Source organism: Brevibacterium sp. 239c, assembly GCF_900169365.1.
Lineage (GTDB): Bacteria > Actinomycetota > Actinomycetes > Actinomycetales > Brevibacteriaceae > Brevibacterium.
The window spans coordinates 162,784-183,735 of record NZ_FXZH01000008.1 but is presented as its reverse complement, the minus strand read 5'-3'; the positions used below and the strand labels follow the sequence as shown (position 1 = coordinate 183,735).

Annotated in this window: 18 protein-coding genes, 3 tRNA genes and 2 pseudogenes; 8 read left to right on the top strand and 15 right to left on the bottom strand. The window is 60.4% G+C overall.

Features of this window, described 5'->3' with window-relative positions:
• From BSP239C_RS20945 to BSP239C_RS21355, 3 genes and pseudogenes are all read left to right on the top strand, one after another.
• Positions 1-291: pseudogene (locus BSP239C_RS20945) on the top strand (hypothetical protein); the annotation flags it as partial.
• Positions 288-530 (top strand): hypothetical protein, encoded by a 243-nt coding sequence (locus BSP239C_RS09855; protein ID WP_101572327.1) that lies wholly within the window; start codon positions 288-290, stop codon positions 528-530. The pseudogene BSP239C_RS20945 and the gene BSP239C_RS09855, both read left to right, overlap by 4 nt.
• Before the next feature lie 229 nt (positions 531-759).
• Positions 760-1,794, top strand: a pseudogene (locus BSP239C_RS21355) (recombinase family protein); the annotation flags it as partial.
• Between the two features lie 192 nt (positions 1,795-1,986).
• Here BSP239C_RS21355 and BSP239C_RS09845 read toward each other — a convergent pair.
• The 5 genes from BSP239C_RS09845 to BSP239C_RS09830 all read right to left on the bottom strand — a co-directional run bounded on the left by BSP239C_RS09845 (position 1,987) and on the right by BSP239C_RS09830 (position 3,872).
• The gene (locus BSP239C_RS09845) at positions 1,987-2,310 is read right to left on the bottom strand and encodes a hypothetical protein (protein WP_145997429.1); all 324 of its coding nucleotides are present in this window, start codon (positions 2,308-2,310) and stop codon (positions 1,987-1,989) included.
• A 34-nt stretch (positions 2,311-2,344) separates the two neighbouring features.
• Positions 2,345-2,420: transfer RNA gene (locus BSP239C_RS09840), tRNA-Ala, on the bottom strand.
• A 54-nt stretch (positions 2,421-2,474) separates the two neighbouring features.
• Positions 2,475-3,059: a GNAT family N-acetyltransferase gene (locus BSP239C_RS09835; protein WP_101572323.1), complete on the bottom strand. Its 585-nt coding sequence runs from the start codon at positions 3,057-3,059 to the stop codon at positions 2,475-2,477.
• A gap of 47 nt (positions 3,060-3,106) precedes the next feature.
• Positions 3,107-3,280: a hypothetical protein gene (locus tag BSP239C_RS20695; protein WP_180958974.1), complete on the bottom strand. Its 174-nt coding sequence runs from the start codon at positions 3,278-3,280 to the stop codon at positions 3,107-3,109.
• A 142-nt stretch (positions 3,281-3,422) separates the two neighbouring features.
• A complete protein-coding gene (locus BSP239C_RS09830; protein WP_101572321.1) occupies positions 3,423-3,872 on the bottom strand; it encodes a MarR family winged helix-turn-helix transcriptional regulator in 450 nt (149 codons plus the stop codon).
• Positions 3,873-4,036: 164 nt separating this feature from the next.
• Between BSP239C_RS09830 and BSP239C_RS09825 the strand changes: the two genes are divergently transcribed.
• Positions 4,037-5,290, top strand: coding sequence for an MFS transporter (locus BSP239C_RS09825; RefSeq protein WP_101572319.1), 1,254 nt, complete (start codon positions 4,037-4,039; stop codon positions 5,288-5,290).
• Positions 5,291-5,358: 68 nt separating this feature from the next.
• Here the strand turns inward: BSP239C_RS09825 and BSP239C_RS09820 are convergent, their stop codons facing one another.
• The 10 genes from BSP239C_RS09820 to dnaA all read right to left on the bottom strand — a co-directional run bounded on the left by BSP239C_RS09820 (position 5,359) and on the right by dnaA (position 18,559).
• The gene (locus tag BSP239C_RS09820; RefSeq protein WP_101572368.1) at positions 5,359-6,807 is read right to left on the bottom strand and encodes a DHA2 family efflux MFS transporter permease subunit; all 1,449 of its coding nucleotides are present in this window, start codon (positions 6,805-6,807) and stop codon (positions 5,359-5,361) included.
• A gap of 613 nt (positions 6,808-7,420) precedes the next feature.
• A tRNA-Ala gene (locus BSP239C_RS09815) sits at positions 7,421-7,496 on the bottom strand.
• 151 nt (positions 7,497-7,647) lie between these two features.
• Positions 7,648-7,721: transfer RNA gene (locus BSP239C_RS09810), tRNA-Ile, on the bottom strand.
• Between the two features lie 218 nt (positions 7,722-7,939).
• Complete coding sequence (locus BSP239C_RS21120; RefSeq protein ID WP_257930157.1) at positions 7,940-8,746, bottom strand: DUF3566 domain-containing protein; 807 nt, start codon at positions 8,744-8,746, stop codon at positions 7,940-7,942.
• Positions 8,743-11,301 carry a DNA gyrase subunit A gene (gyrA, locus tag BSP239C_RS09800; RefSeq protein WP_101572316.1) on the bottom strand — a complete coding sequence of 853 codons (2,559 nt, stop codon included), beginning with the start codon at positions 11,299-11,301 and terminating at the stop codon, positions 8,743-8,745. The genes BSP239C_RS21120 and gyrA overlap by 4 nt, the downstream gene beginning before the upstream one ends.
• A 109-nt stretch (positions 11,302-11,410) precedes the next feature.
• Positions 11,411-13,408, bottom strand: coding sequence for a DNA topoisomerase (ATP-hydrolyzing) subunit B (gene gyrB, locus BSP239C_RS09795; protein WP_101572314.1), 1,998 nt, complete (start codon positions 13,406-13,408; stop codon positions 11,411-11,413).
• Positions 13,409-13,609: 201 nt separating this feature from the next.
• On the bottom strand, positions 13,610-14,122 hold the full coding sequence (locus BSP239C_RS09790; RefSeq protein WP_101572312.1) for a DUF721 domain-containing protein: 513 nt from the start codon (positions 14,120-14,122) through the stop codon (positions 13,610-13,612).
• Entirely contained in the window at positions 14,119-15,243 is a 1,125-nt protein-coding gene (gene recF, locus BSP239C_RS09785; RefSeq protein ID WP_101572310.1) for a DNA replication/repair protein RecF, read from the bottom strand. The genes BSP239C_RS09790 and recF overlap by 4 nt, the downstream gene beginning before the upstream one ends.
• The gene (dnaN, locus tag BSP239C_RS09780; protein ID WP_101572308.1) at positions 15,244-16,383 is read right to left on the bottom strand and encodes a DNA polymerase III subunit beta; all 1,140 of its coding nucleotides are present in this window, start codon (positions 16,381-16,383) and stop codon (positions 15,244-15,246) included.
• A gap of 541 nt (positions 16,384-16,924) precedes the next feature.
• Positions 16,925-18,559 carry a chromosomal replication initiator protein DnaA gene (gene dnaA, locus BSP239C_RS09775; RefSeq protein ID WP_101572306.1) on the bottom strand — a complete coding sequence of 545 codons (1,635 nt, stop codon included), beginning with the start codon at positions 18,557-18,559 and terminating at the stop codon, positions 16,925-16,927.
• Positions 18,560-18,974: 415 nt separating this feature from the next.
• Between dnaA and rpmH the strand changes: the two genes are divergently transcribed.
• From rpmH to yidC, 4 genes are all read left to right on the top strand, one after another.
• Entirely contained in the window at positions 18,975-19,112 is a 138-nt protein-coding gene (rpmH, locus tag BSP239C_RS09770; RefSeq protein ID WP_009882743.1) for a 50S ribosomal protein L34, read from the top strand.
• Between the two features lie 2 nt (positions 19,113-19,114).
• A complete protein-coding gene (gene rnpA, locus BSP239C_RS09765; RefSeq protein WP_101572304.1) occupies positions 19,115-19,480 on the top strand; it encodes a ribonuclease P protein component in 366 nt (121 codons plus the stop codon).
• An 82-nt stretch (positions 19,481-19,562) separates the two neighbouring features.
• Positions 19,563-19,817 (top strand): membrane protein insertion efficiency factor YidD, encoded by a 255-nt coding sequence (gene yidD, locus BSP239C_RS09760; protein ID WP_101572302.1) that lies wholly within the window; start codon positions 19,563-19,565, stop codon positions 19,815-19,817.
• 169 nt (positions 19,818-19,986) lie between these two features.
• Positions 19,987-20,949 carry a membrane protein insertase YidC gene (gene yidC, locus BSP239C_RS09755; protein WP_101572300.1) on the top strand — a complete coding sequence of 321 codons (963 nt, stop codon included), beginning with the start codon at positions 19,987-19,989 and terminating at the stop codon, positions 20,947-20,949.
• Positions 20,950-20,952 lie beyond the last annotated feature (3 nt).

Genomic DNA, 20,952 nt, shown 5'->3' with positions numbered 1-20,952 from the left:
TCCCCCTTGAGCGGGGGCACTATGTGGTCGGATGGGCAGAAATCGTGGCCGTCACTGGGCAGTTCTACTGGCCAGGAGTGGGCATTTCCACTGTCCGCCTATGGGCAGTTTCCCATGGCCGCCAACACCGTCTGGCCCGGTGAAGACCCCGCCCCGCCCGTCGAGGACGTCATCATCGCCGACCGCGGCGAGGACTTCGTGGAGTTCGTGTTCGAGCAGGTCGAGGCCCGCCGCGAAGCCGAGGAGGCGTTCTTCCGCGCCCTCGATGAACGCACCGGAGAAATCTCATGACGCACCGAGAAACGCCCGGCCGGGACGAGCGGCTGCCGGATCGGATGCGGGACTACCGGATTGAGGCCGAGCCGCGTGAGACACCCGACCTGCACAAGCTCGCACAACTGTTCATCGGCATGGCCCGTTCCCGCGCCGAACAAGACCACGCCCGTCCCGCACCGGACACCGTGTCGCCGGGTCCCGACGCATGTCGGGGGCACGAGGTAGAATCAGATCAGCAAGAAGCCAACGACTAAACCTCCGGTTCGGTCGTGGTGCGCGGTCCTGTTTGGCCTTCGTGGCTTACCCAGCAGGCTCCGATATCGAGTCGGCTGGGTCCTGTTTCCCTTTTACGAGTCGCACCGCACCAGCGGTAGCCACCGTTCGTGCTGGGCCCGATCAATCCGGGGAAGGGAAACACGACCCGTGACCATTACACAACCACCAGCCACTACCGCCCTGGACCGCATCGGCGAGACCACCACCATGGCAGTCTCCTACCTGCGCGTGTCCACCAAGGAACAAGCCGAACGCGGCGGCCGTGCCGAGGGCTTCTCGATCCCCGCCCAGCGGGAGGCGAACCTGCGCAAGGCCCGAGACCTCAACGCGGTCATCACCGTAGAGTTCATCGACGCCGGCGAGTCCGCCCGCAAGGCCGACCGGCCCGAGCTGATGCGGATGATCGAGTACGTCAAGGCCCACCACGTCGCCTACTGCATCGTCCACAAGGTCGACCGGCTCGCCCGCAACCGCGCCGACGACGTGACCATCCACCTCGCCCTCAAAGAGGCCGGGGTCATGCTCGTGTCCGCGACCGAGAACATCGACGAGACCCCGTCGGGGATGCTGCTGCACGGCATCATGTCCACCATCGCGGAGTTCTACTCCCGCAACCTCGCTGGCGAAGTCTCCAAGGGCATGAACCAGAAAGCGCTCAGTGGCGGCACCAACGGCAAAGCACCCATGGGCTACCTCAACGTCACCCGCCGCGACGAACTCGGCCGCGACGTCCGCACCGTCGAGGTCGACCCCGACCGTGCCCCGCTGGTGCGATGGGCGTTCGAGGCCTACGCCACCGGGAACCACTCCACCATCAGCCTGCGTGAAGAACTCATCGACCGTGGCCTGACCACGGTCCCGACCCCGAAGCGGCCCTCGAAGCCGCCGGTGCTGTCTACGATCCACAAGATGCTCACCAACCCCTACTACAAGGGCAGCGTCCGGTTCCGCGGCGCCAGCTACGACGGCATCCACGAACCCCTAGTCGCGCCCGAGGTCTGGTACCGAGTTCAGGCCGTCCTGACCGCGCATCAGACGTCCGGAGAGAAGACTCAATCCCACGACCACTACCTCAAGGGAAGCCTGTACTGCGGGGAGTGCGGGTCCCGACTGACCCTGACCCGGGCGAAGAGCCGCCGCGGCGTCATCTACCCCTACTTCATGTGCTCCGGCCGGCACGCCAAGCGCACCACCTGCGAACGCAAGTCCATGTTCGTGCCCGACATCGAAGCCGCCGTCGAGGACTACTACCGCCACGTCCAGATACCCGAGCAAGTCCTCACCGCGCTCCGCGAGCTAGTCACCGGTGAATTCGACCGGCTCCACACCGCCGCCAAGCAGGAGACCCAGGCATACAAGGGCGAACGCGACGCGCTCCGGAATGAACGCCAGAAACTCTTGCAAGCCCACTACGCCGGAGCCGTCCCCCTGGACCTACTGGGGACCGAGCAGGACCGCATCGCCCGTCGGCTTGCGTTCCTCCAAGCGCAGATTAACGCCGGCGACATCGAGTACGAACAGGCCAAGGCCCACTTGGACGACTGCCTGGCGCTGGCCGGCGACATGCACGCCATCTACATGAGCATCGACGACCCACTGCGACGGATCGCCAACCAAGCCTTCTTCGACAAGCTCATCGTCCAAGACGACGACACCATCCACGGGGAGCCCGGCGTCCCGTTCAACGTGTTTCTCAGCCGCGACGTCCAGACCCTCGCCGTCCGCCAACAAGGACGGACGACGGAATCCGGAACTCAAACCGGTGATGTCGCTGGTTTGAACAACGACATTCTGGTGGAGGTAAGGGGACTCGAACCCCTAACCCCCTGCTTGCAAAGCAGGTGCGCTACCAATTGCGCCATACCCCCTGGAGTACAGGCCGATATTACCCGCATGAGGAGGGCCGATGCAATCGGAGCGGTCTATGACGACCTGTCCAACTGCATCACCACACGATTCGAGCCTCCCACCTCTGACACGGTGTCAGCGACCTTCATAAATCCTTCCTTCTCGAACATCGACCGCAGGCCCGGGTAGGTGAAGATCGGCGCCATCTTCTCGGTCGTGTCAAGGGGATAAGCTTCGATCACCTCGGCGCCGTTGTCCCAGGCAAAATCGATTGCGCCTCGGAGAACATACTGTCCGATTCCACGTCGACGTTTCCCACCACGAGTGCGCAGGCAGAAGATCGACCACGGCTCCACCTCGCCGAGGTGGGGGTACGTTTCCGCATCCGCGAGCTCCACGACCTGCGATCGTGGAGCCACCGACGCCCAACCGACGACTTCCCCGTCACAGTACGCCAGGATTCCTGGTGGGTGCTCCTGGGTGCAGAGTTCTCGAACCGTTTGCCGCCTCTGCACAGCATCGAGCTTCGCAGCTTCTCTGCTGCCCAAGCGATAGGTCAGGCACCAGCAGGCAATGGCATTGGGGCTGCGCTTGGGCCCGAGCATCGTCTCCACATCATTGAAGCGTTCGATTCCGGCGGGTCGGATCTCAACTGTCATGAGCACTTCCTCAGCTCTGAGTACTTCCTCTCATCGTGGGTAGCATCCTACGCTCCTCGAAAACAGTAGACGAGTCCCCACCAGTCCACTCCCGAATCGGTGACATTCGGAATATGCCAGACCAGGCTGATCGCCAGCATCGAGTCCCATAGCTCGACAGGTGAATCCAGCAGGGTCAGCAGGAACGAAGCGAGGAGACCGACCCACGCAGCTAGGAACACGATGTGCCGTGCACCATCCGGGACCCGTCAAGCTCACGCATGAGGAGCTTGTGGCTCAACGAGGGTCGATGGAACAGCGCATGCTGCCGAAGCCACGGACTATCGCTGACTGCTCCAGAGGGGACCGACCAGCACCCTGAATTCAGACCGCGACCTGCTCGGCGTAGACGGCAGCGACAAGCGGCGCCAGCTCAGGCATCTGCCTGGCTTCAGTCAGCGCGACTTCCAACACCTCATCATGGGTTGGCCTCGCTGCGTCCAACAGCGTCCGTCCCGCCGCCGTCAGCTCGGTGTAGATCCCGCGGCGGTCATCATCGCACAGGACCCTGGTGAGCAGGTCCCGGTTCTCAAGGCGGGTCACCAAACGCGTCGTCGCGCTGCTCGACAGAGCCGCGGCTCGGGCCAGCTGGCGCATGCGCATATGCCATCCGTCCTGGCGACTGAGTGCGTCGAGGACAGTGAATTCCACTACCGATAGGCCATGCTCGCGCTGCAGGCTGCGCTCGAGCTCTGTTTCGATCAGACCGTGCAAGGCAGCAAGGGTGCGCCAGCCCTGAGCGCGGACCTCGACTGCGTCATCCCTGATTCCCACGAACTCCTCCTTGTGTCGACACCTCCTCATATTACATCACTTGCGCGCATAAGACGCGTGTGCAATTATATATATCGATGCGTGTGCAACTAATGCATGCGCGGCCTATTGCACACGCACTGAACTATCGCACCGACGGTACACATTCCTGGAAGGTTCACACCATGCCACTTGCATTGCTCGCACTCGCCATCGGCGGGTTCGGAATCGGACTCACAGAGTTCGTCATCATGGGTCTGCTGCCCGAGGTGTCTGCCGACTTCGGCGTCACCGAAACCGTTGCAGGCTACCTCATCTCCGGTTATGCCCTTGCAGTCGCGGTCGGAGCGATCGTGCTCACGGTCGCCGTGACAAGGCTCAACCGTAAAAGCGCACTCATCGGCCTCATGGTCCTCTTCATCATCGGCAACGTCCTCTCAGCGCTCGCACCGAGCTACGAACTCATGATGCTCGGCCGCATCATCGCAGCCCTCTGCCATGGAGCCTTCTTCGGCATCGGCTCGGTCGTTGCCGCGGGTCTCGTCGCTCCCAACCGTCAGGCCGCGGCCATCTCGATGATGTTCGCGGGCCTGACCAGTGCGAACGTTCTCGGTGTGCCGCTGGGAACGTTCTTGGGTCAAGCCACCGGTTGGAGGTCGACCTTCTGGGCGATCAGCATCATCGGTGTCGTCGCACTCATCGGCATCATCGTGGTCATCCCCGCCTCAGCTGCACAGGTGCAGAAGACCGGCAGCATCCTCGGGGAATTCCGCATCTTCGCATCCGGGCAGGTCTGGGCTTCGATCCTCATCACGATCCTGGGCTACGGCGGGATGTTCGGAGCATTCAGCTATATGGCCTTCACCCTCACCGGCGTGTCCGGATTCGCCAGCTCGACCGTGCCGTGGCTGCTGGCGCTCTTCGGAGTGGGACTGTTCATCGGAAACTTCCTCGGCGGGCGTTCTGCGGATAAGAACATCGGGATGACGCTGCTGGTCCTGCTCATCGGGCTCGTCATCATTCTGGCCGTCTTCTCCCGGGTCGCCGGCAATCAGATCGGGACCATCATCGCCCTGTTCTTCATGGGCGGCTTCGGCTTCGCCGCCGTGCCTGCGCTGCAGATGCGCATCATGATCCACTCGAAGGAGGCACAGACCCTGGGGTCGGGAACGAACATCGCCGCCTTCAACGTGGGAAATGCCGTCGGTGCCTGGATCGGTGGCCTCACCATTGCGTCCGGTCTCGGCTATTCGTCTCCGCTGTGGGCCGGCTCGTTGGTCACGGTTGCAGGTCTCATCGTCTTTCTCATCGCCGGCTTCGCACGCGGTGGAGAGCTGCGAAGGACCTCGAAGACACCGGGAGGAACGGAACAAGCGGCTCACGACATTGAGGATGATGCGTCGGCGAACTCTTCCTCCCCGAGCGCTCAATCGGTCTGAGACCGGCCCGATGCACGTCCGGGGCCACACCAAAGCATGGTGTGGCCCCGGAATGGGATGTCCTCAGATCAGGTGGCAGGTGTCTCCGGGGCCAAGGGGGCCGCCTCGGCGGGGGCATCCTCCTGGTCTTCGGGCTTCTTGATGAAGAAGGACAGGATCACGGGCACCAGGGCGATGACTGAGGCCAGCAGGAACGCATTGTGCGCTCCCGGGGCACCGGACTCCGCGACGGTGCGTCCGGCGGCCTCACCCGAATGCAGGGCGGAGGAGTAGATGGAGATGAGAAGCGCGGTTCCGGCCGCTCCGGCCACCTGCTGCATGGTGTTGAGCGCCGCGGATCCGTGTGAGTACAGTTTCCGTTCAAGTGATCCCAGTGAGGCGGAGAACAGGGGTGTGAACGAAGCGGCCAGTCCAAGTGACATGACAGTTTGGATGACGACGAGGACCCACGTGGGCGTGCCGATGCCGACCATGGCGTAGGAGAACATCGCCCCAGCGATCATGATCGATCCTGGAATCAGCAGGGTTCTGGGGCCGCGTGCGTCGTAGATTCGTCCCATGACGGGAGCGAGGACGCCCATGAGGATCGATCCGGGCAGAAGGACGAGACCTGACTGGGTGGCGTTGAGGCCGGCGACGTTCTGCAGGTAGAGCGGAAGCAGGGAGAAAGTGCCGAACATGGCCAGCGAGACGACGGCCATGATGATGACGGCGATGACATAGTTCTTCGCGGTGAACACACGCAGATCGAGCAGCGCCCGGTCCTCCTTCTGCAGCATCAGCTGTCGCCAGGCGAAGAGACCCAGGAAGACGAGTCCGGCTGCGATCGCCGTCCAAGCGAAGCCGGTGGTGGAGCCGCCTCCACCTTCGCCGCTATGGCCGCCGCCGAACTGGCTGAGGCCGAAGACGATGCCACCGAAGGCGAAGACCGAGAGCACGACGGAGACATAGTCGATCGGAGCATGGGTGCTCTCACCCAGGTTGGTCATCCACTTGGCACCGAGGCCAAGGGCGATGAGTGCGATCGGAAGGACGATGGCGAAGAGCCAGCGCCACCCCAGGGAGTCGAGCACGATGCCCGACATCGTCGGACCGATTGCAGGGGCAAGCGAGATGACCAGGCCGACCCGACCCATCATCCGACCCCGCGAGTGAGGAGGAACGACATTCATGATGGTCGTCATCAGCAACGGCATCATGATGCCGGTGCCGGCAGCCTGGACAACGCGCCCGACGAGCAGGACGGGGAACCCTGGAGCCACGAGACAGATCAGTGTGCCGGCGGAGAAAAGGATCATTGCCGCCAGGAAGATATGGCGGGTGCTGAAACGCTGCAGAAGGAAGCCCGTCGTGGGAATGACGACGGCCATGGTCAACATGAACGCGCTGGTCAGCCACTGACCGAGTTCCGGTGGGATCCCCAGCGAAGCATTGAGCTCTGGGATCGCGATGGCCATCGTCGTTTCATTGAGGATCGCGACGAACGCGGCCACCAGAAGCAGCCAGATCACCCGCATCCCGGCTGGATCGATGGAGTCAGCCCGCGGGTCGTGGGAACGAGAGGGGGAGATGTCGCTGGACAAAGAGATGCTCCGATCGAAAAAGGTCTGTTATCGCCCGGACTGGGCGGGAACCTGCTCACAGCAGCCGATTCTGTGTGCAGACAAAGGGGACAACGGCAATCGACATCAGCTTATTCCGTGATCATGAGAATATCGGGAAAACCCTACTCGCATGGCTGGATCCAACCGTCATGTCTCCCGGTTCGCCTGATCCCAGTGGTTTCGCCGCATTGGCGTGAGATGAGATGCTGGTCCACACTTGGGACACCCCCAGATGATCTGGGCTGGACTGTCAATCGGATCCGAAGCTCGCTGCCAAAGTACTCGAGCGCTTGGTTCCTGCGATCGACCACGGCGCGGACCCTTGGTTGTCGCTGCTCTGGGCAAATGGTCGGATCGAACTCGGCGGTCCCGGCCGGAGGACACAATAGAAATGGCATCCTTCTACAGTCTGATCGCTCACCCTCACCGTCCGGGAGTGAGACCACCGCAGACGGCTGATGCGGCATCCTCACTGCGAAGGAATACGAAGGCTCCGAACCAATACGGTTCGGAGCCTTCGTGTTTCTGGTGGAGGTAAGGGGACTCGAACCCCTAACCCCCTGCTTGCAAAGCAGGTGCGCTACCAATTGCGCCATACCCCCAGAAGGGATTCACCTTCACACCGAGTCGGTGTGTTCGGACCATTCGGCTTGGGCACTCTGATTGCCGTGCCGCCACCGGAAGAAAACTCCGAGTCCCACAAGTGTGAGACCACTGAGAATCCATTTCTTCATGATCCTCCTCGAAAGGATGTGGGCCTACCTGGACTTGAACCAGGGACCTCTTCGTTATCAGCGAAGCGCTCTAACCGCCTGAGCTATAGGCCCTTTTCAGGGGGTGAACCCGAAGTAAAACGATACCCAACGGGTCATTCCAACACAAATCGGCTGACAGTGACTCGCCTCACATGATCTCATCATACTCTGAGATCGACCCTTAGAACGCCTGAGGGCAGCTCAGAATCCCCGTGTAGGGACCCGGAGCCGTCCTCAGGTTCTGGGAGCAGGGTGGAGCAGCTGAGAGCCGTACCAAGCTGCTGCAGGTCTCAGTCGTCGGTCAGCGTCAGGTGGAAGCCACCTGCGATGAGAGATCCGATGTTGTAGATGAACGCAGCCAAGGTGGATAGGGCAGTCATCAGGACGATGTTGATGACCGCGATGATGAAGCCAGCCGCCACGACGCGGCCGAATCCGAAGATCCCGATGATCTTCTCAGCCGATTCCGCGCCCGCGACTTCGGTCATGGTCGATTCCAGACCGCTCATGACGCCTGTGGCCTGGAGGACCACCCAGAGGACGATGAATGCCACGATCGTGGCGATGCCGATGGCCACTGACATGAGGAACGACATCTTCATGACTGACCATGGGTCCACCGCTGAGACGGTGAGGCGAACGGTGCGCGGGCCCTTCTTCTTTTTGTTGCCCTTGCCGCTGTCGACCATGTTCTTGACACCCATTTTCACGTTGCCGGAGCTGGCGCGAATGGTGTTGGCTGCCGATTCCCTCGCCGAGGTGGTCTGGCCAGTTCCTGACGAAGGCTTCTGTGAGCCTGTCGCCTGGCTCGGGGGCGCGGAGCCGCCTGTGGCGGTTCCAGCAGCCGTCGACTGCCCGGCTGGGGATTGCCCCGCCGAAGGAGCTCGGTTGGGCTTGGGTGAGGCTTTGGGAGCAGGAGGAGCGACCACCCGGGTCTTATCGGATGAGTTGCCCGCGTTGCCAGAACCTGTCGAACTGCCGCCGGCGGCCGAAGAGTCGGCCTTCTCCCCGTTCTTCGACGATCCTGCTGTCAAGCGGGTGGAACCACTGGACGTGCGTATGATCTTGCCTGAGCCTGGCTGTTTGTTGTCGCTCACTCTTCCACATCCTCGCTGCCGGTCTGAGGCTCTACGTCTTCGCCCTCAGTTTCCTCAGCTTCTTCGTCAATTTCTTCGACCACGGTCTCGGGTCCACGCGTTACAGCGATAATACGATCATTTTTGCCCGGTTTCGCGAACACCACACCCATCGTGTTGCGTCCCTTAGCCGGAACTTCATCGATATTCGACCGTACGATCTTACCGCGTTCCATGACGACGAGGACTTCTTCACCCTCGTCGACGATCAGTCCGCCCACCAAGTCTCCGCGCTGTTCGGTGATTTTGGCAACCCGGATGCCCAGGCCGCCACGGCCCTGCAGACGGTATTCGTCGACTGGAGTTCGCTTCGCATAGCCGCCCTCTGTCACGACGAAGACGAAGGTGTCGGGCTGGATGACATCCATGGTCAGCAGCTCGTCATCGTCCTTGAACTTCATGCCGGTGACGCCACCGGTGACTCGGCCCAGGGGACGAATCGAGTCGTCGTCGGCTGCGAAACGGATCGACATTCCCTTGCGGGAGATCATCAGGAGGTGGTCCTCGGCGCTGACGATCCGTGCCGAGACCAGTTCATCCGGCTGTCCCTTGTACTCGCGCAGGTTGATTGCAATGACGCCGCCCGTGCGGTTCGAGTCGTATTCGCTCAGACGGGTCTTCTTCACCACACCGGACTGTGTTGCCAGAATGAGGAACTCAGCTTCTTCGTAGTCCCTGATCGAGAGCACCTTGGCGATCGTCTCGCCCGGCTGCAGAGCGAGCAGGTTTGCCACGTGCTGGCCCTTGGCGTCGCGTGAACCTTCGGGGAGTTCGTAGGCCTTCGCACGGTAGACACGACCGGTGTTTGTGAAGAACAGCAGCCAGTTGTGTGTGGAGGTGACGAAGAACTGTTCGACCACGTCATCGCCGCGCAGGTTCGCGCCCTTGATCCCCTTGCCACCGCGGTGCTGGGCCCGGTACAGGTGGTTCTGGGTGCGCTTGGCATAGCCGCCGCGGGTGATGGTGACGACGACCTCTTCCTCCGGAATAAGGTCTTCCATCGACACATCGCCGTCGAATCCGGCCAGGATCTTGGTCCGACGGTCGTCACCGTAGCGATCGACGATATCGTCGAGTTCTTCCGACACGATCTCGCGCTGACGAGCGGGAGTCGCGAGGATGTATTTGTACTCGGCGATCTGCTGCTCGATCTTCTCGGCTTCTTCCTGGATCTTCAGACGTTCCAGTGCGGCCAGGCGACGCAGCTGCAGATCGAGAATGGCGTTGGCCTGGATCTCATCGACCTCGAGCAGTTCCATCAGACCGGTACGAGCTTCATCCGATGAAGGCGAACGACGGATCAGAGCGATGACCTCATCGAGGGCATCGAGTGCCTTGAGGTAGCCACGCAGAATGTGTGCGCGTTCCTCGGCCTTACGCAGCCGGAACTCGGTGCGACGGACGATGACTTCGATCTGGTGCTTGACCCACAGACGCAGGAACGAGTCCAGGCTGAGGGTGCGCGGCACACTGTCGACGATCGCCAGCATGTTCGCGGAGAAATTCTCCTGCAGCGAGGTGTGCTTGTAGAGGTTGTTGAGCACAACCTTGGCCACCGCATCGCGCTTGAGCACGATGACCAGGCGCTGACCGGTGCGTCCCGAAGACTCGTCGCGGAGGTCCGCAATTCCGGCTACCTTGCCGTCCTTGACGTAGGAGGCGATCTTCGCGGCCAGGGTGTCAGGGTTGACCATATGCGGCAGTTCCGTGACTACCAAGCAGGTGCGTCCCTGGATCTCCTCGACCTCAACAACGGCGCGTTGTGTGATCGAGCCGCGGCCTGTGCGGTACATGTCCTCGATGCCCTTGCGGCCCAGGATCGTCGCGGCCATCGGGAAGTCGGGGCCCTTGACGATGCCGAGCAGAGCCTCGAGGGCATCTTCCTTGCTGGCTTCGGGATGTGTGAGCAGCCACTGCGCGCCGGCGGCGACCTCACGGAGGTTGTGCGGAGGAATGTTGGTCGCCATGCCCACAGCAATGCCGGAGGAGCCGTTGACCAGCAGGTTCGGGAACCGCGAGGGCAGGACCGTCGGTTCCTGGTTGCGACCGTCGTAGTTGTCTTGGAAGTCGACGGTGCCCTCTTCGATGTCCCGGACCATCTCCAGGGCCAAGGGAGCCATCTTGCACTCGGTATAACGGGGCGCAGCCGCGCCATCGTCACCGGGCGAACCGAAGTTGCCCTGACCAGCGACGAGCGGGTAGCGCATCGTCCATGGCTGCACCAGGCGAACCATGGCGTCGTAGATCGCCGTATCGCCGTGGGGGTGGTACTGGCCCATGACATCACCGACGACGCGTGAGCACTTCGAGAAGTTGCGATCCGGACGGTAACCGCCGTCGAACATCGCATACAGCACACGCCGGTGAACGGGCTTGAGACCGTCACGGACGTCGGGCAGAGCACGTCCGACGATCACACTCATCGCATAATCGAGGTACGACCTCTGCATCTCGAGATTGAGATCAACCTGTTCGACACGGTTGATTTCGGTTCCGATATCGTTTTCGTCAGCCAATGTGGGCTCTTCCCTTGTGTCTTAACCCGCTCAGCAGGCCGGTGATTGAGTACGTGAAAGTCTGTGTCGCCGACGGCTCTCGTCCACTGACGGGAGCCGACGGCGCGGATCAGATATCGAGGAAGCGAACGTCTTTCGCATTCTCTTGGATGAAGCGTCGGCGCGAATCCACGTCATCGCCCATGAGCACCGTGAAGATCTCGTCGGCAACGATCGCATCGTCGAGCGACACCTGCTTGAGCAGCCGGTGATCAGGATCCATCGTGGTCTCCCACAGCTCCGAATAGTTCATCTCACCCAGACCCTTGTAGCGCTGAATCGCCATGTCCTTGGGCAGGCGTTTGCCTGCTGCTCGACCGTTTTCGAGCAGCCCATCGCGTTCCTTGTCGGTGTAGGCGAACTGGTGAGCGGCATTCGACCACTTGAGCCGGTACAGCGGAGGAGTCGCAAGGTAGACGTAGCCGTGCTCGATGAGCGGCTTCATATAGCGGAAGATCAGGGTCAACAGCAGCGTCGTGATGTGCTGACCATCGACGTCAGCATCGGCCATGAGCACAATCTTGTGGTAACGCAGCTTGTCAAGATCGAACTCTTCGCCGATTCCGGTGCCGAAAGCAGTGATCATGGCCTGGACCTCATTGTTGCCCAGAGCCCGATCGAGTCGAGCTTTCTCCACGTTGAGGATCTTGCCGCGCAGGGGAAGAATCGCCTGAGTATTGGGATTGCGACCCTGTGTTGCAGAACCGCCTGCAGAGTCACCCTCGACGATGAACACTTCGGAGATCGTCGGATCCTTGGACTGGCAGTCCTTGAGCTTGCCGGGCATCCCCGATGATTCGAGCAGTCCCTTGCGCCGAGTGGCTTCGCGCGCCTTGCGTGCAGCCAGCCTCGCCTGAGAGGCCTGAAGTCCCTTGCGAACAACATCCTTGGCCTGAGCCGGGTTGGATTCCATCCAGTGCCCGAGTTCATCGCGGACAACGCGCTGAACGAAGCCCTTGACTTCTGAGTTGCCCAGTTTCGTCTTCGTCTGGCCCTCGAACTGCGGATCGCCGAGCTTGACCGAGATGACTGCGGTCAATCCCTCACGGATGTCATCACCAGTAAGGTTCGCATCCTTCTCCCGCAGGAGTTTCTGTTCGCGAGCATAGTTGTTGATCAGCGAGGTCAGTGCCGTGCGGAAGCCTTCCTCGTGGGTGCCACCCTCATGGGTGTTGATCACATTGGCGTAGGTGTGGACCGACTCGCTGTAGGAGCTCGTCCACTGCATGGCGATCTCGAGGGAGAGCGTCTCCTCGGCTTCTTCGGACTCGAAGACGATGACATCCGGATGGATGAGATCAGCCTTCTTCGTCGAATTCAGATACTGCACATAGTCGAGCAGCCCGTGTTCATAGTGGTAGGTGGCCTCACGTGGTTTGGCCTCTGCCTCTTCGTCTTCATCAATCTGGACGTTGTCGTCATCGACCTGGGCATGCCGTTCGTCAGTCAGGCTGATCTTCATGCCCTTGTTGAGGAACGCCATCTGCTGGAAGCGCGCACGCAGGTACTCATACGAGAAGTCGGTGGTCTCGAAGATCGACGAATCCGGCCAGAAGGTCACCATCGTGCCAGTCTCGGAAGTCTCTTCGCCACGAGTGAGTTCGCCCGTGGGCACACCCTTCTCGAAGCTCATGTTCCAGACGTAGCCATCGCGTCGGACCTCGACCTCGAGACGCTCGGACAGCGCATTGACCACTGTTGAGCCCACACCGTGCAGACCGCCGGCTACGGCATAGCCGCCTCCGCCGAACTTACCGCCGGCGTGCAGGATAGTCAGGATCACCTCGACGGTGGGCTTGCCCTCCGTGGGGTGCATAGCCACCGGCATTCCGCGACCGTCATCGACGACGCGCACGCCACCGTTGGCGAGGATCGTGACCTCGATATGAGAGCAGTATCCGGCCATCGCCTCATCGACGGAGTTGTCGACGATTTCCTGAACGAGGTGGTGAAGACCGCGTTCCGAGGTCGAACCGATATACATGCCAGGTCGTTTGCGAACTGCTTCGAGACCCTCGAGTACCGTAATATCCCCGGCATCGTAATGGGATAGATCCTCGGTCGTCATATGACTCCTTGTAAGGGTGGGCGCTAACAGCTACCTATTCTACCGCGCCGCGACCAGAAATGCCCGTAAGCGGCCCATTAAGGTGCATTTCCGGATTTCGCATGCCTCGGATGTACCCCCGGACACGAACGGGACCGGCTATCGCCGTTTAAGGCCCTCTATCGTTTTGCGCACTCGTCGCGGTTCCGGCTCTGCTGAACCTCAGCCGAAGGTGTCGCGTGGTCCCCGCCCGGACACACTGCGCCGCCCCTTTTTGAAACTGCGGCCGCGTGGCCCGCGGATCTCGATCTCCGTGATCGTCTGGGATCCGAGGCCTGCCTCCAATGCTCGGAGGATCGTCGGTTTGAGGACTCGCAGCTGGGTCGCCCAGGTCGTCGAGTCCGCTGCAATGATCAGCAGCGGAGGAGAGAAGTCGACCGGCTTGCAGTGCATCGCCACCTGTTCACCCACCAGATCCGGCCACCGGCCCAGGACCTTGCCGATGTCGATCGAAGAGGACCAACCTCGGGCGGAGATCAGCTTTCCGAGGGCCGATGAGATGGCTGCCGGGTCACGTTTGTCTTTGCCTGCCGAAGAGTAGATGGCCTCTCCTCGCAGTCGTGACCGGCGTCGACTGCGAACGAACTTGGCCTCGGTCGCTTCCATCCGACGCACCCGGTCGAGAGCTTCGAGTGCCGCGACCGGAGTTGAGGTGTCCTTCTGGATCCCGCTCATGGGAGCAGCCGTTCCTGGCTGATCCTTCGGCCTTCTAGGTCTGCGGGCAGATCTCCATCGACGGCTGCGGTGATGAATACCTGTTCAGCCGCGGTGATCCGTGAGGCCAGTCGGTTCCGACGTCCGGTGTCGAGTTCGGCGAAGACATCGTCGAGGACGAGAACGGGTTGTTCGGCACTCGACCCAGCGTCCGAGCTCAGCAGATCCCATCCGGCTAGCTGCATTGCCAGCGCCAATGACCAGGTCTCGCCGTGGGAGGCATAGCCCTTCGCCGGATGATCACCGATCGTCAGCGCCAGATCATCACGACCCGGACCGTGCAGGGTCACACCCCGTTCGATCTCAGTGGTACGCCGGCGTTCGAGGGCGGCCAGCAGCAGTTCCCGACACTCGGCCGCAGATTCTGCCTGCGAATAGTCGATGCGTGATTCGTAGCGAGCCTTGATGCCCTGACGCTCCAGACGAGCATCGGCGGCGATATAGGCGAAGTTCTCCTGCAGCGGCTCGACGATGTCGGCGAGAATACGCCGCCTGCCGTAGACCAGCTCCGCGGCGGAGTCTGCATAGGCCATATTCCAGATATCCAATGTGGCCTCAAGGCCAGGGTCGCGCTCTTCGCGCAGACGTTTGAGCAGTGCGTTGCGTTGCTTGAGCGCCCGTTCGAAGTCCGTGATCACCGAGGAGTAGCGAGGATTACGGGACACGACCAGCGTGTCGATCCACGAGCGTCGTTCCGCTGGTTCACCTCGGACAAGGCTGAGGTCTTCTGGTGCGAAGACAACGCAGGAGACGAGACCGAGTATCTCCTTCATCTTCACCGGAGAACGGTTGACCCGTGCCCGGTTGGCACCCTTGGACTGGATCGAGACTTCAACCGTGGCATGCCGCTGATCGCGGTTGACGAGCGCTGACACGGTTGCCGTGTGCGCGGACTCGTTGACCAGCGGCGCATCGAAGGCGACCCGATGAGAGCGCAGATGGGCCAAATACCCGATGGCTTCGACGATATTGGTCTTGCCGGTTCCATTGTCGGCCACAAATGTGGTGACCCCGGGCTCGAATTCGAGATCGAGCTCGGGGTAGGACCGGTAGTTACGCAGCGAAAGTCGGGATATCCACATTCAGATACGCGTTGGCATGAGCAAGTATCGATACGACTCGTCGGCCGGAGCTTCCAGTTCCCTCTGTCCCGAGATGATGACGGGCTTCATCGGCTGCGTGAACGAGAAGTTCACGTACGGGCTTTCGATGGCGGCTAGACCCTCGGCGATGTAGTGCGGGTTGAAGCCGACGGTGATCGGATCGCCCTGCAGCACGGCTTCGACGGCTTCCGAAGCTTGAGCATCGTCGCCGGTCCCGGCATGGAGCGTGAGCATTCCGTCGCTGACTTCGAAGCGCAGCGGAGTGTTTCGCTCGGCGACGAGAGACACACGACGGACGGCCTCCCGCAGAACACCCGTTTCGACGATCGCGTGGATCGGCACCGAATCGGGGAACAGCGAACGGACTTTGGGGTATTCGCCTTCGACCAGGAGCGAAGTTGTGACTCTGCCCGCCGAGGTGAAGGAGATGAGATCCTTGCCCGCATCGTTGCTCAGACCGATGGTGACATCGCCGCCGAGGGATTTCGAGACATCGGAGAGTGTACGTCCGCGCAGAAGTGCAACAGCCGAGACGTCTGGACGACCGGGGTTCCAGGTGAACTCACGAACAGCGAGCCGATAGCGGTCGGTGGCCAGGAGTGTGACCTTTTCGCCTTCGATCTCAACACGAACGCTGGTCAGGATCGGCAGCGTGTCATCCTTCGACGTCGCGATCGTGACCTGTGAGACCGCGTTCTGGAATTCACCGGCAGAGACGGTTCCCGAAGCATCGGGTATCTGAGGCAACGACGGGTATTCGCCGACGGGCATCGTCATCAGTGAGAACCGCGAGGAGCTGCAGGTGACGTCGACCTTCGAATCGATCTGCTCGAGTGTGACTTCCTGGTTGGGAAGTGCTTTGGATATATCTGCCAGGAGTCGACCGGAGACGAGAACGGTGCCGGCTGTGACCACGTCAGCTGCGATCTCGACTCGGGATGAGACTTCGTAGTCGAAGACTGAAAGACGAACCGTCCCACCCGCCTCGGCGGTGATCAGAATGCCGGTGAGGACAGGTGCCGACGGACGACTGGGGAGGGTCTTGGTAGCCCAAGTCACCGCATCGGCAAGGACATCGCGGTTGACTTTGAACTTTAGGGGAGATGTTTCGGCGTTCACTTTACTCCTTCGGGGTGGCCACCCGACGTACTCAAGACACTGGCTTGACGTTGCTCGGAAAACTTTACACAGCCTATCGGAAATCTCAGCTTCCCGGCATTGGACGGCCAACATCATGATCGTGGTCGGGCCGTACTCGAAGCAGAACCAGCTGGATCTCGCATTCGAGAATCGACTGTAACCGTATGTTCGAATAATTCACAGTGCTCAGAGTCTGTGTCGAACTCTCCCCCAAGAGCCTGCCAACCTAGCCGATGCAGTCGGTGGCGGTCACCCTCTTACAACTTCAATTCAATGAGTAGAAGTATTAGCACCTGTGGAGTGTGTGGATAACCAACGGTTACGCCCTAGTAATCAAGGCCCGAGCGACCTCCGAGGGTGTGGATCCCCTGTGTACGCTCACACGTGCTTCGGTGGGCGCTTGGGTAAGCACATCCGTGTAGTTCACAGTCGTCCACTCACCTCGTGGAGTTATCCACCATTCTATCCCCAGGTTACGTGGTTTGTCCCCATGGTTATCCACAGATGTGTATACCGCGTTCTATAGGCGGTGTTGCTGTTTAATGCGGTTTGTTAACTCGGTGACCTGAGTGTAGACAGCCCGTCGTTCGGCCATCTGAGTTCGAATCTTCTTGTTCGCGTGCATCACCGTGGTGTGATCTCGGCCGCCGAAAGCCTGACCGATCTTCGGCAGGGACAGCTCCGTGAGTTCACGACACAGATACATGGCGATCTGACGAGCCGTCGTCAGAGTCCGTGATCGGGAGGTGCCGCACAGATCATCGAGAGTGAGGCTGAAATAGGCAGCGGTCTGACCCATGATGTCGGCAGCGGTGATGGCCGGGGTGTCGTCCTGAGTGATGAAATCCTTGAGCACGGTCGCAGCCAGACTGACGTCGACCTGCTGGTCATTGAGGTTGGCGAAGGCAGTCACCCGAATGAGTGCTCCCTCGAGTTCGCGGATATTCGAGGAGATCCGCGATGCGATGTATTCGAGCACGTCGTTGGGGACATCAAGATGCTCGCCGGCGGCCTTCCGGCGCAGAATGGCGAAGCGCGTCTCCATATCTGGGGGCTGCACATCCGTCAGGAGACCCCATTCGAAGCGTGAGCGCAGCCGCTCTTCGAAGCCCTTGAGCATCTTCGGCGGCTGGTCAGAGGTGATCACGACCTGTTTGACCTCATTGTGCAGAGCATTGAATGTGTGGAAGAACTCTTCGACCGTCGCATCCTTGCCCTGCAGGAACTGGATGTCATCGATCATCAGGATGTCGACCTCACGGTAACGACGCTGGAACGCAGGACGCAGAGAGTTCGACGTCTTCGAAGAACCGATCGTATTGATGAAGTCGTTGACGAACTCCTCGCTGGAGACGTATTTCACTCGGATCTCGGGGAACAGCTGTGTCGCGTAGTAGCCGATCGCATGCAGGAGGTGGGTCTTACCCAGTCCCGAGTCGCCGTAGATGAACAGTGGGTTGTATGCCTTGGCCGGTGCCTCGGCCACTGCGAAGGCCGCAGCATGGGCGAAGCGGTTGGAGGCGCCGATGACGAAGGTATCGAAGGTGTACTTGGGGTTGAGCTGGGCGACCCCGGGGACCTCTACCGGTGGAGTGGACTGGGCGGCGGTCGCCTCGGCGATCTTCATCTCTCGCGTCGTTCTTTCCACAGGTGCCCCATTGCTTGGTGCAGGACCCGAGTCCTCGTACCTGGGTGACTGCGGCTGCGGATGCGGTGCGCGGTAATGGGGAGTAGGGATCTGAGGCTCGGGATCTGGGGCCTCGGCCGGTGCAAAAGTGGGAGAACCGGCAGACCCCATCGCCGAGGTGGATGTCTCCGGATCGATCTCGATGGGTGAGCCCGGGGTGGGCTCCCCGATGAGATCTTCGAACCGGATCGGAACGTCGAGTTCCGGATCGACAACGAACCCGAAAGTCACCTCGAAACCGAGAACATGGGAGAACTCCCTGGTCAGAGGACCGAGAAGCCGGGTTTCAATGGTTCTGCGCGTGTGCTCATCGCGGACAGCGAGAAGGACCAGTGCGTTGTCGACGAGAGCTTTGGGCAGTGCTAGTGAGAGGAAGCCCTTCTGATGGGCAGTCAGACTGGGGTCCTGATCCAGGGTCGAGACCACCGTCCGCCATTGGCTGATGAGCTCATTTTTGGAATTCGACACCGTCAATCTTCCTCCGTTTTCGTAGTTTCTTCTGGGCGTGGTCCACACCTGTGTATGACTTCCACATAGTTTTCCACAGTTTGTGGAGAACTGACGAGTCATCCCAGTAATCCTCCACATTGGTGGATAACCATGTGGAAAACTACACGCCTGTTACTTGTGGACAGCGGCAGATGAGAAGAGGATGAATTGCGGCGAACAGTGCACAACAGTGACGTGAAACATTGCTATCGAGTTTGACCAGCAACTTTGACCTTGGCTAAGATGGAGTGTCCTGTGTACCGGGCTTCATCCGATTATCTTGAATATCTTTTGGCTCTTATGCACAGGAGTGCTCGGCGGTCGAGACTCGCACCGCCGTTTTTTGTGAGAACGCAACGTCGTTCGACCGCAACCTAGAAATCGGAGACTTGAAGTGAGTAAGCGTACTTTCCAGCCCAATAACCGCAAGCGCGCCAAGAAGCACGGCTTCCGACTGCGCATGCGCACCCGTGCCGGCCGTTCAATCCTGGCTGCACGTCGTCGCAAGGGACGTGCCGAAGTTTCGGCATAAGTGTGATCACCGCGGCTCACCGGATCCGCAGCGGAGACGACTTCAGAAGGGTCTTCAAAGCTGGCGTCCGCGTGCGCTCGGACCATTTGATGGCACACAGCCTGATAGATAATGATGATTCCCACGCTGCGCGCGTGGGTTTCATCGTATCCAAGGCCGTCGGAAACGCCGTCAGCCGGAACCGCGTGAAACGTCGTCTGCGAGAGATCGTGCGGGTTCGACTCGACAGCCTGGACTCCAGTGCATTGTTCGTGGTCAGAGCATTGCCCCACGCGGCAGAAGCTGAATTCGCTGTGCTGGAGTCCGAGGTCACGATGCTGATCGACAAAGCGCAGAAGAAGCTAGAGAGCCGTGGACGCCGAACGTGATCTGAAGCGCCCCTCGGAGGTGCCCCACAGACCGGCTGGTTTCTGGCCCACAGTCTGGTGGGTGATCCGAACCGGACCGCGCATGCCGTTCGTATGGTTCATCAGAGCCTATCGAGTCGTCGTGTCTCCACTGTATGGACAGGTCTGCCGGTACTATCCCAGTTGCTCGATGTACGGCCTGGAGGCCTTCGAGATACACGGAGTTCTCAAGGGAATGGTGTTAACTGGGTGGCGAATACTACGATGCAATCCCTTTTCCCATGGTGGGGTGGACCATGTTCCCGGTTCAGCGCGCCAGTCCCGCTCAAATTCGATGAATGACGATGAGAGCACCTGAACACACTTTGCGTGTGCCGCAGATGACCAGTGCATCTGTGCATCACGAGCAGCTCGGAGGCTGATTCCTCCGGCACGCGAGAGCAGGACCAAAGGTTCCGTGTCGCGCAGACCTGTTAACAATGGCAAAATGAACGATCGTGAAGAATCGTTGTAACGAGGAGTACTGAATGGACTGGATGGACAAGCTGCTCTACCCGTTGCAGTGGGTAGTTGCTTGGGTCCTCGCGATTTTCCACGAGGTCTTCACTGCGATCGGTCTTCCCGCCGCCAATGGTTGGACATGGGTGCTGTCGATTGCGGGGCTCACTCTTGTGATGCGCGCAATCCTGATCCCGCTGTTCGTCTATCAGATCAAGTCGCAGCGGAAGATGCAGCTGCTGCAGCCTCAGATTCAGCGCCTGCAGGCCAAATACAAGGGCAAGAAAGACCAGTACTCGCGTCAGGCCATGGCCGAAGAGCAGATGAACCTGTTCCGCGACAACAAGACGAGCCCTTGGGCCTCGTGTCTGCCGCTTCTTGTGCAGATGCCGATCTTCTTCTCACTCTTCCGAGTCATTCACAACATGCCGAATGTGGCCGATGGATCCATCGGGGCCATCGGCGGCTTCACCCAGAACCTGGCCCAACAGGCCGAGGCGTCCTCTGTCTTCGGAATCTCTCTGTCTGCGACCTTCTTGGAGACTCCGGGCATCGGAGTCAAACTCCTTACCGGCGTGCTCATTGTGATCATGGCCTCGACGATGTTCATCACGCAGAAGCAGATGATGGCGAAGAACATGTCGGAGACCGCTATGGCGAATCCGATGATGCAGTCACAGAAGATGTTGCTCTATGTGATGCCCGTTGTGTTCGGTTTCGGTGGTCTTTATTTCCCACTCGGCGTTCTCTTCTACTGGCTCGTTTCGAACACCTGGACGATGTGCCAGCAGCACGTGGTCATCCGTAATATGCCAGCTCCCGGTTCGAAGGCGGAGAAGGAGATGCTGGAGCGTAAAGCACGCAAGGGCAAACCCGTTGCGCAGCCTGAGATCAAGGGTGGAACCGCGACCGCAGTTGAGCCGGCCACGAATCAGAGCCGTCAGCGGCAGCAACCAGTGAGCAAGAACCGCAAGAAGAACAAGAAGCGCTGAGGA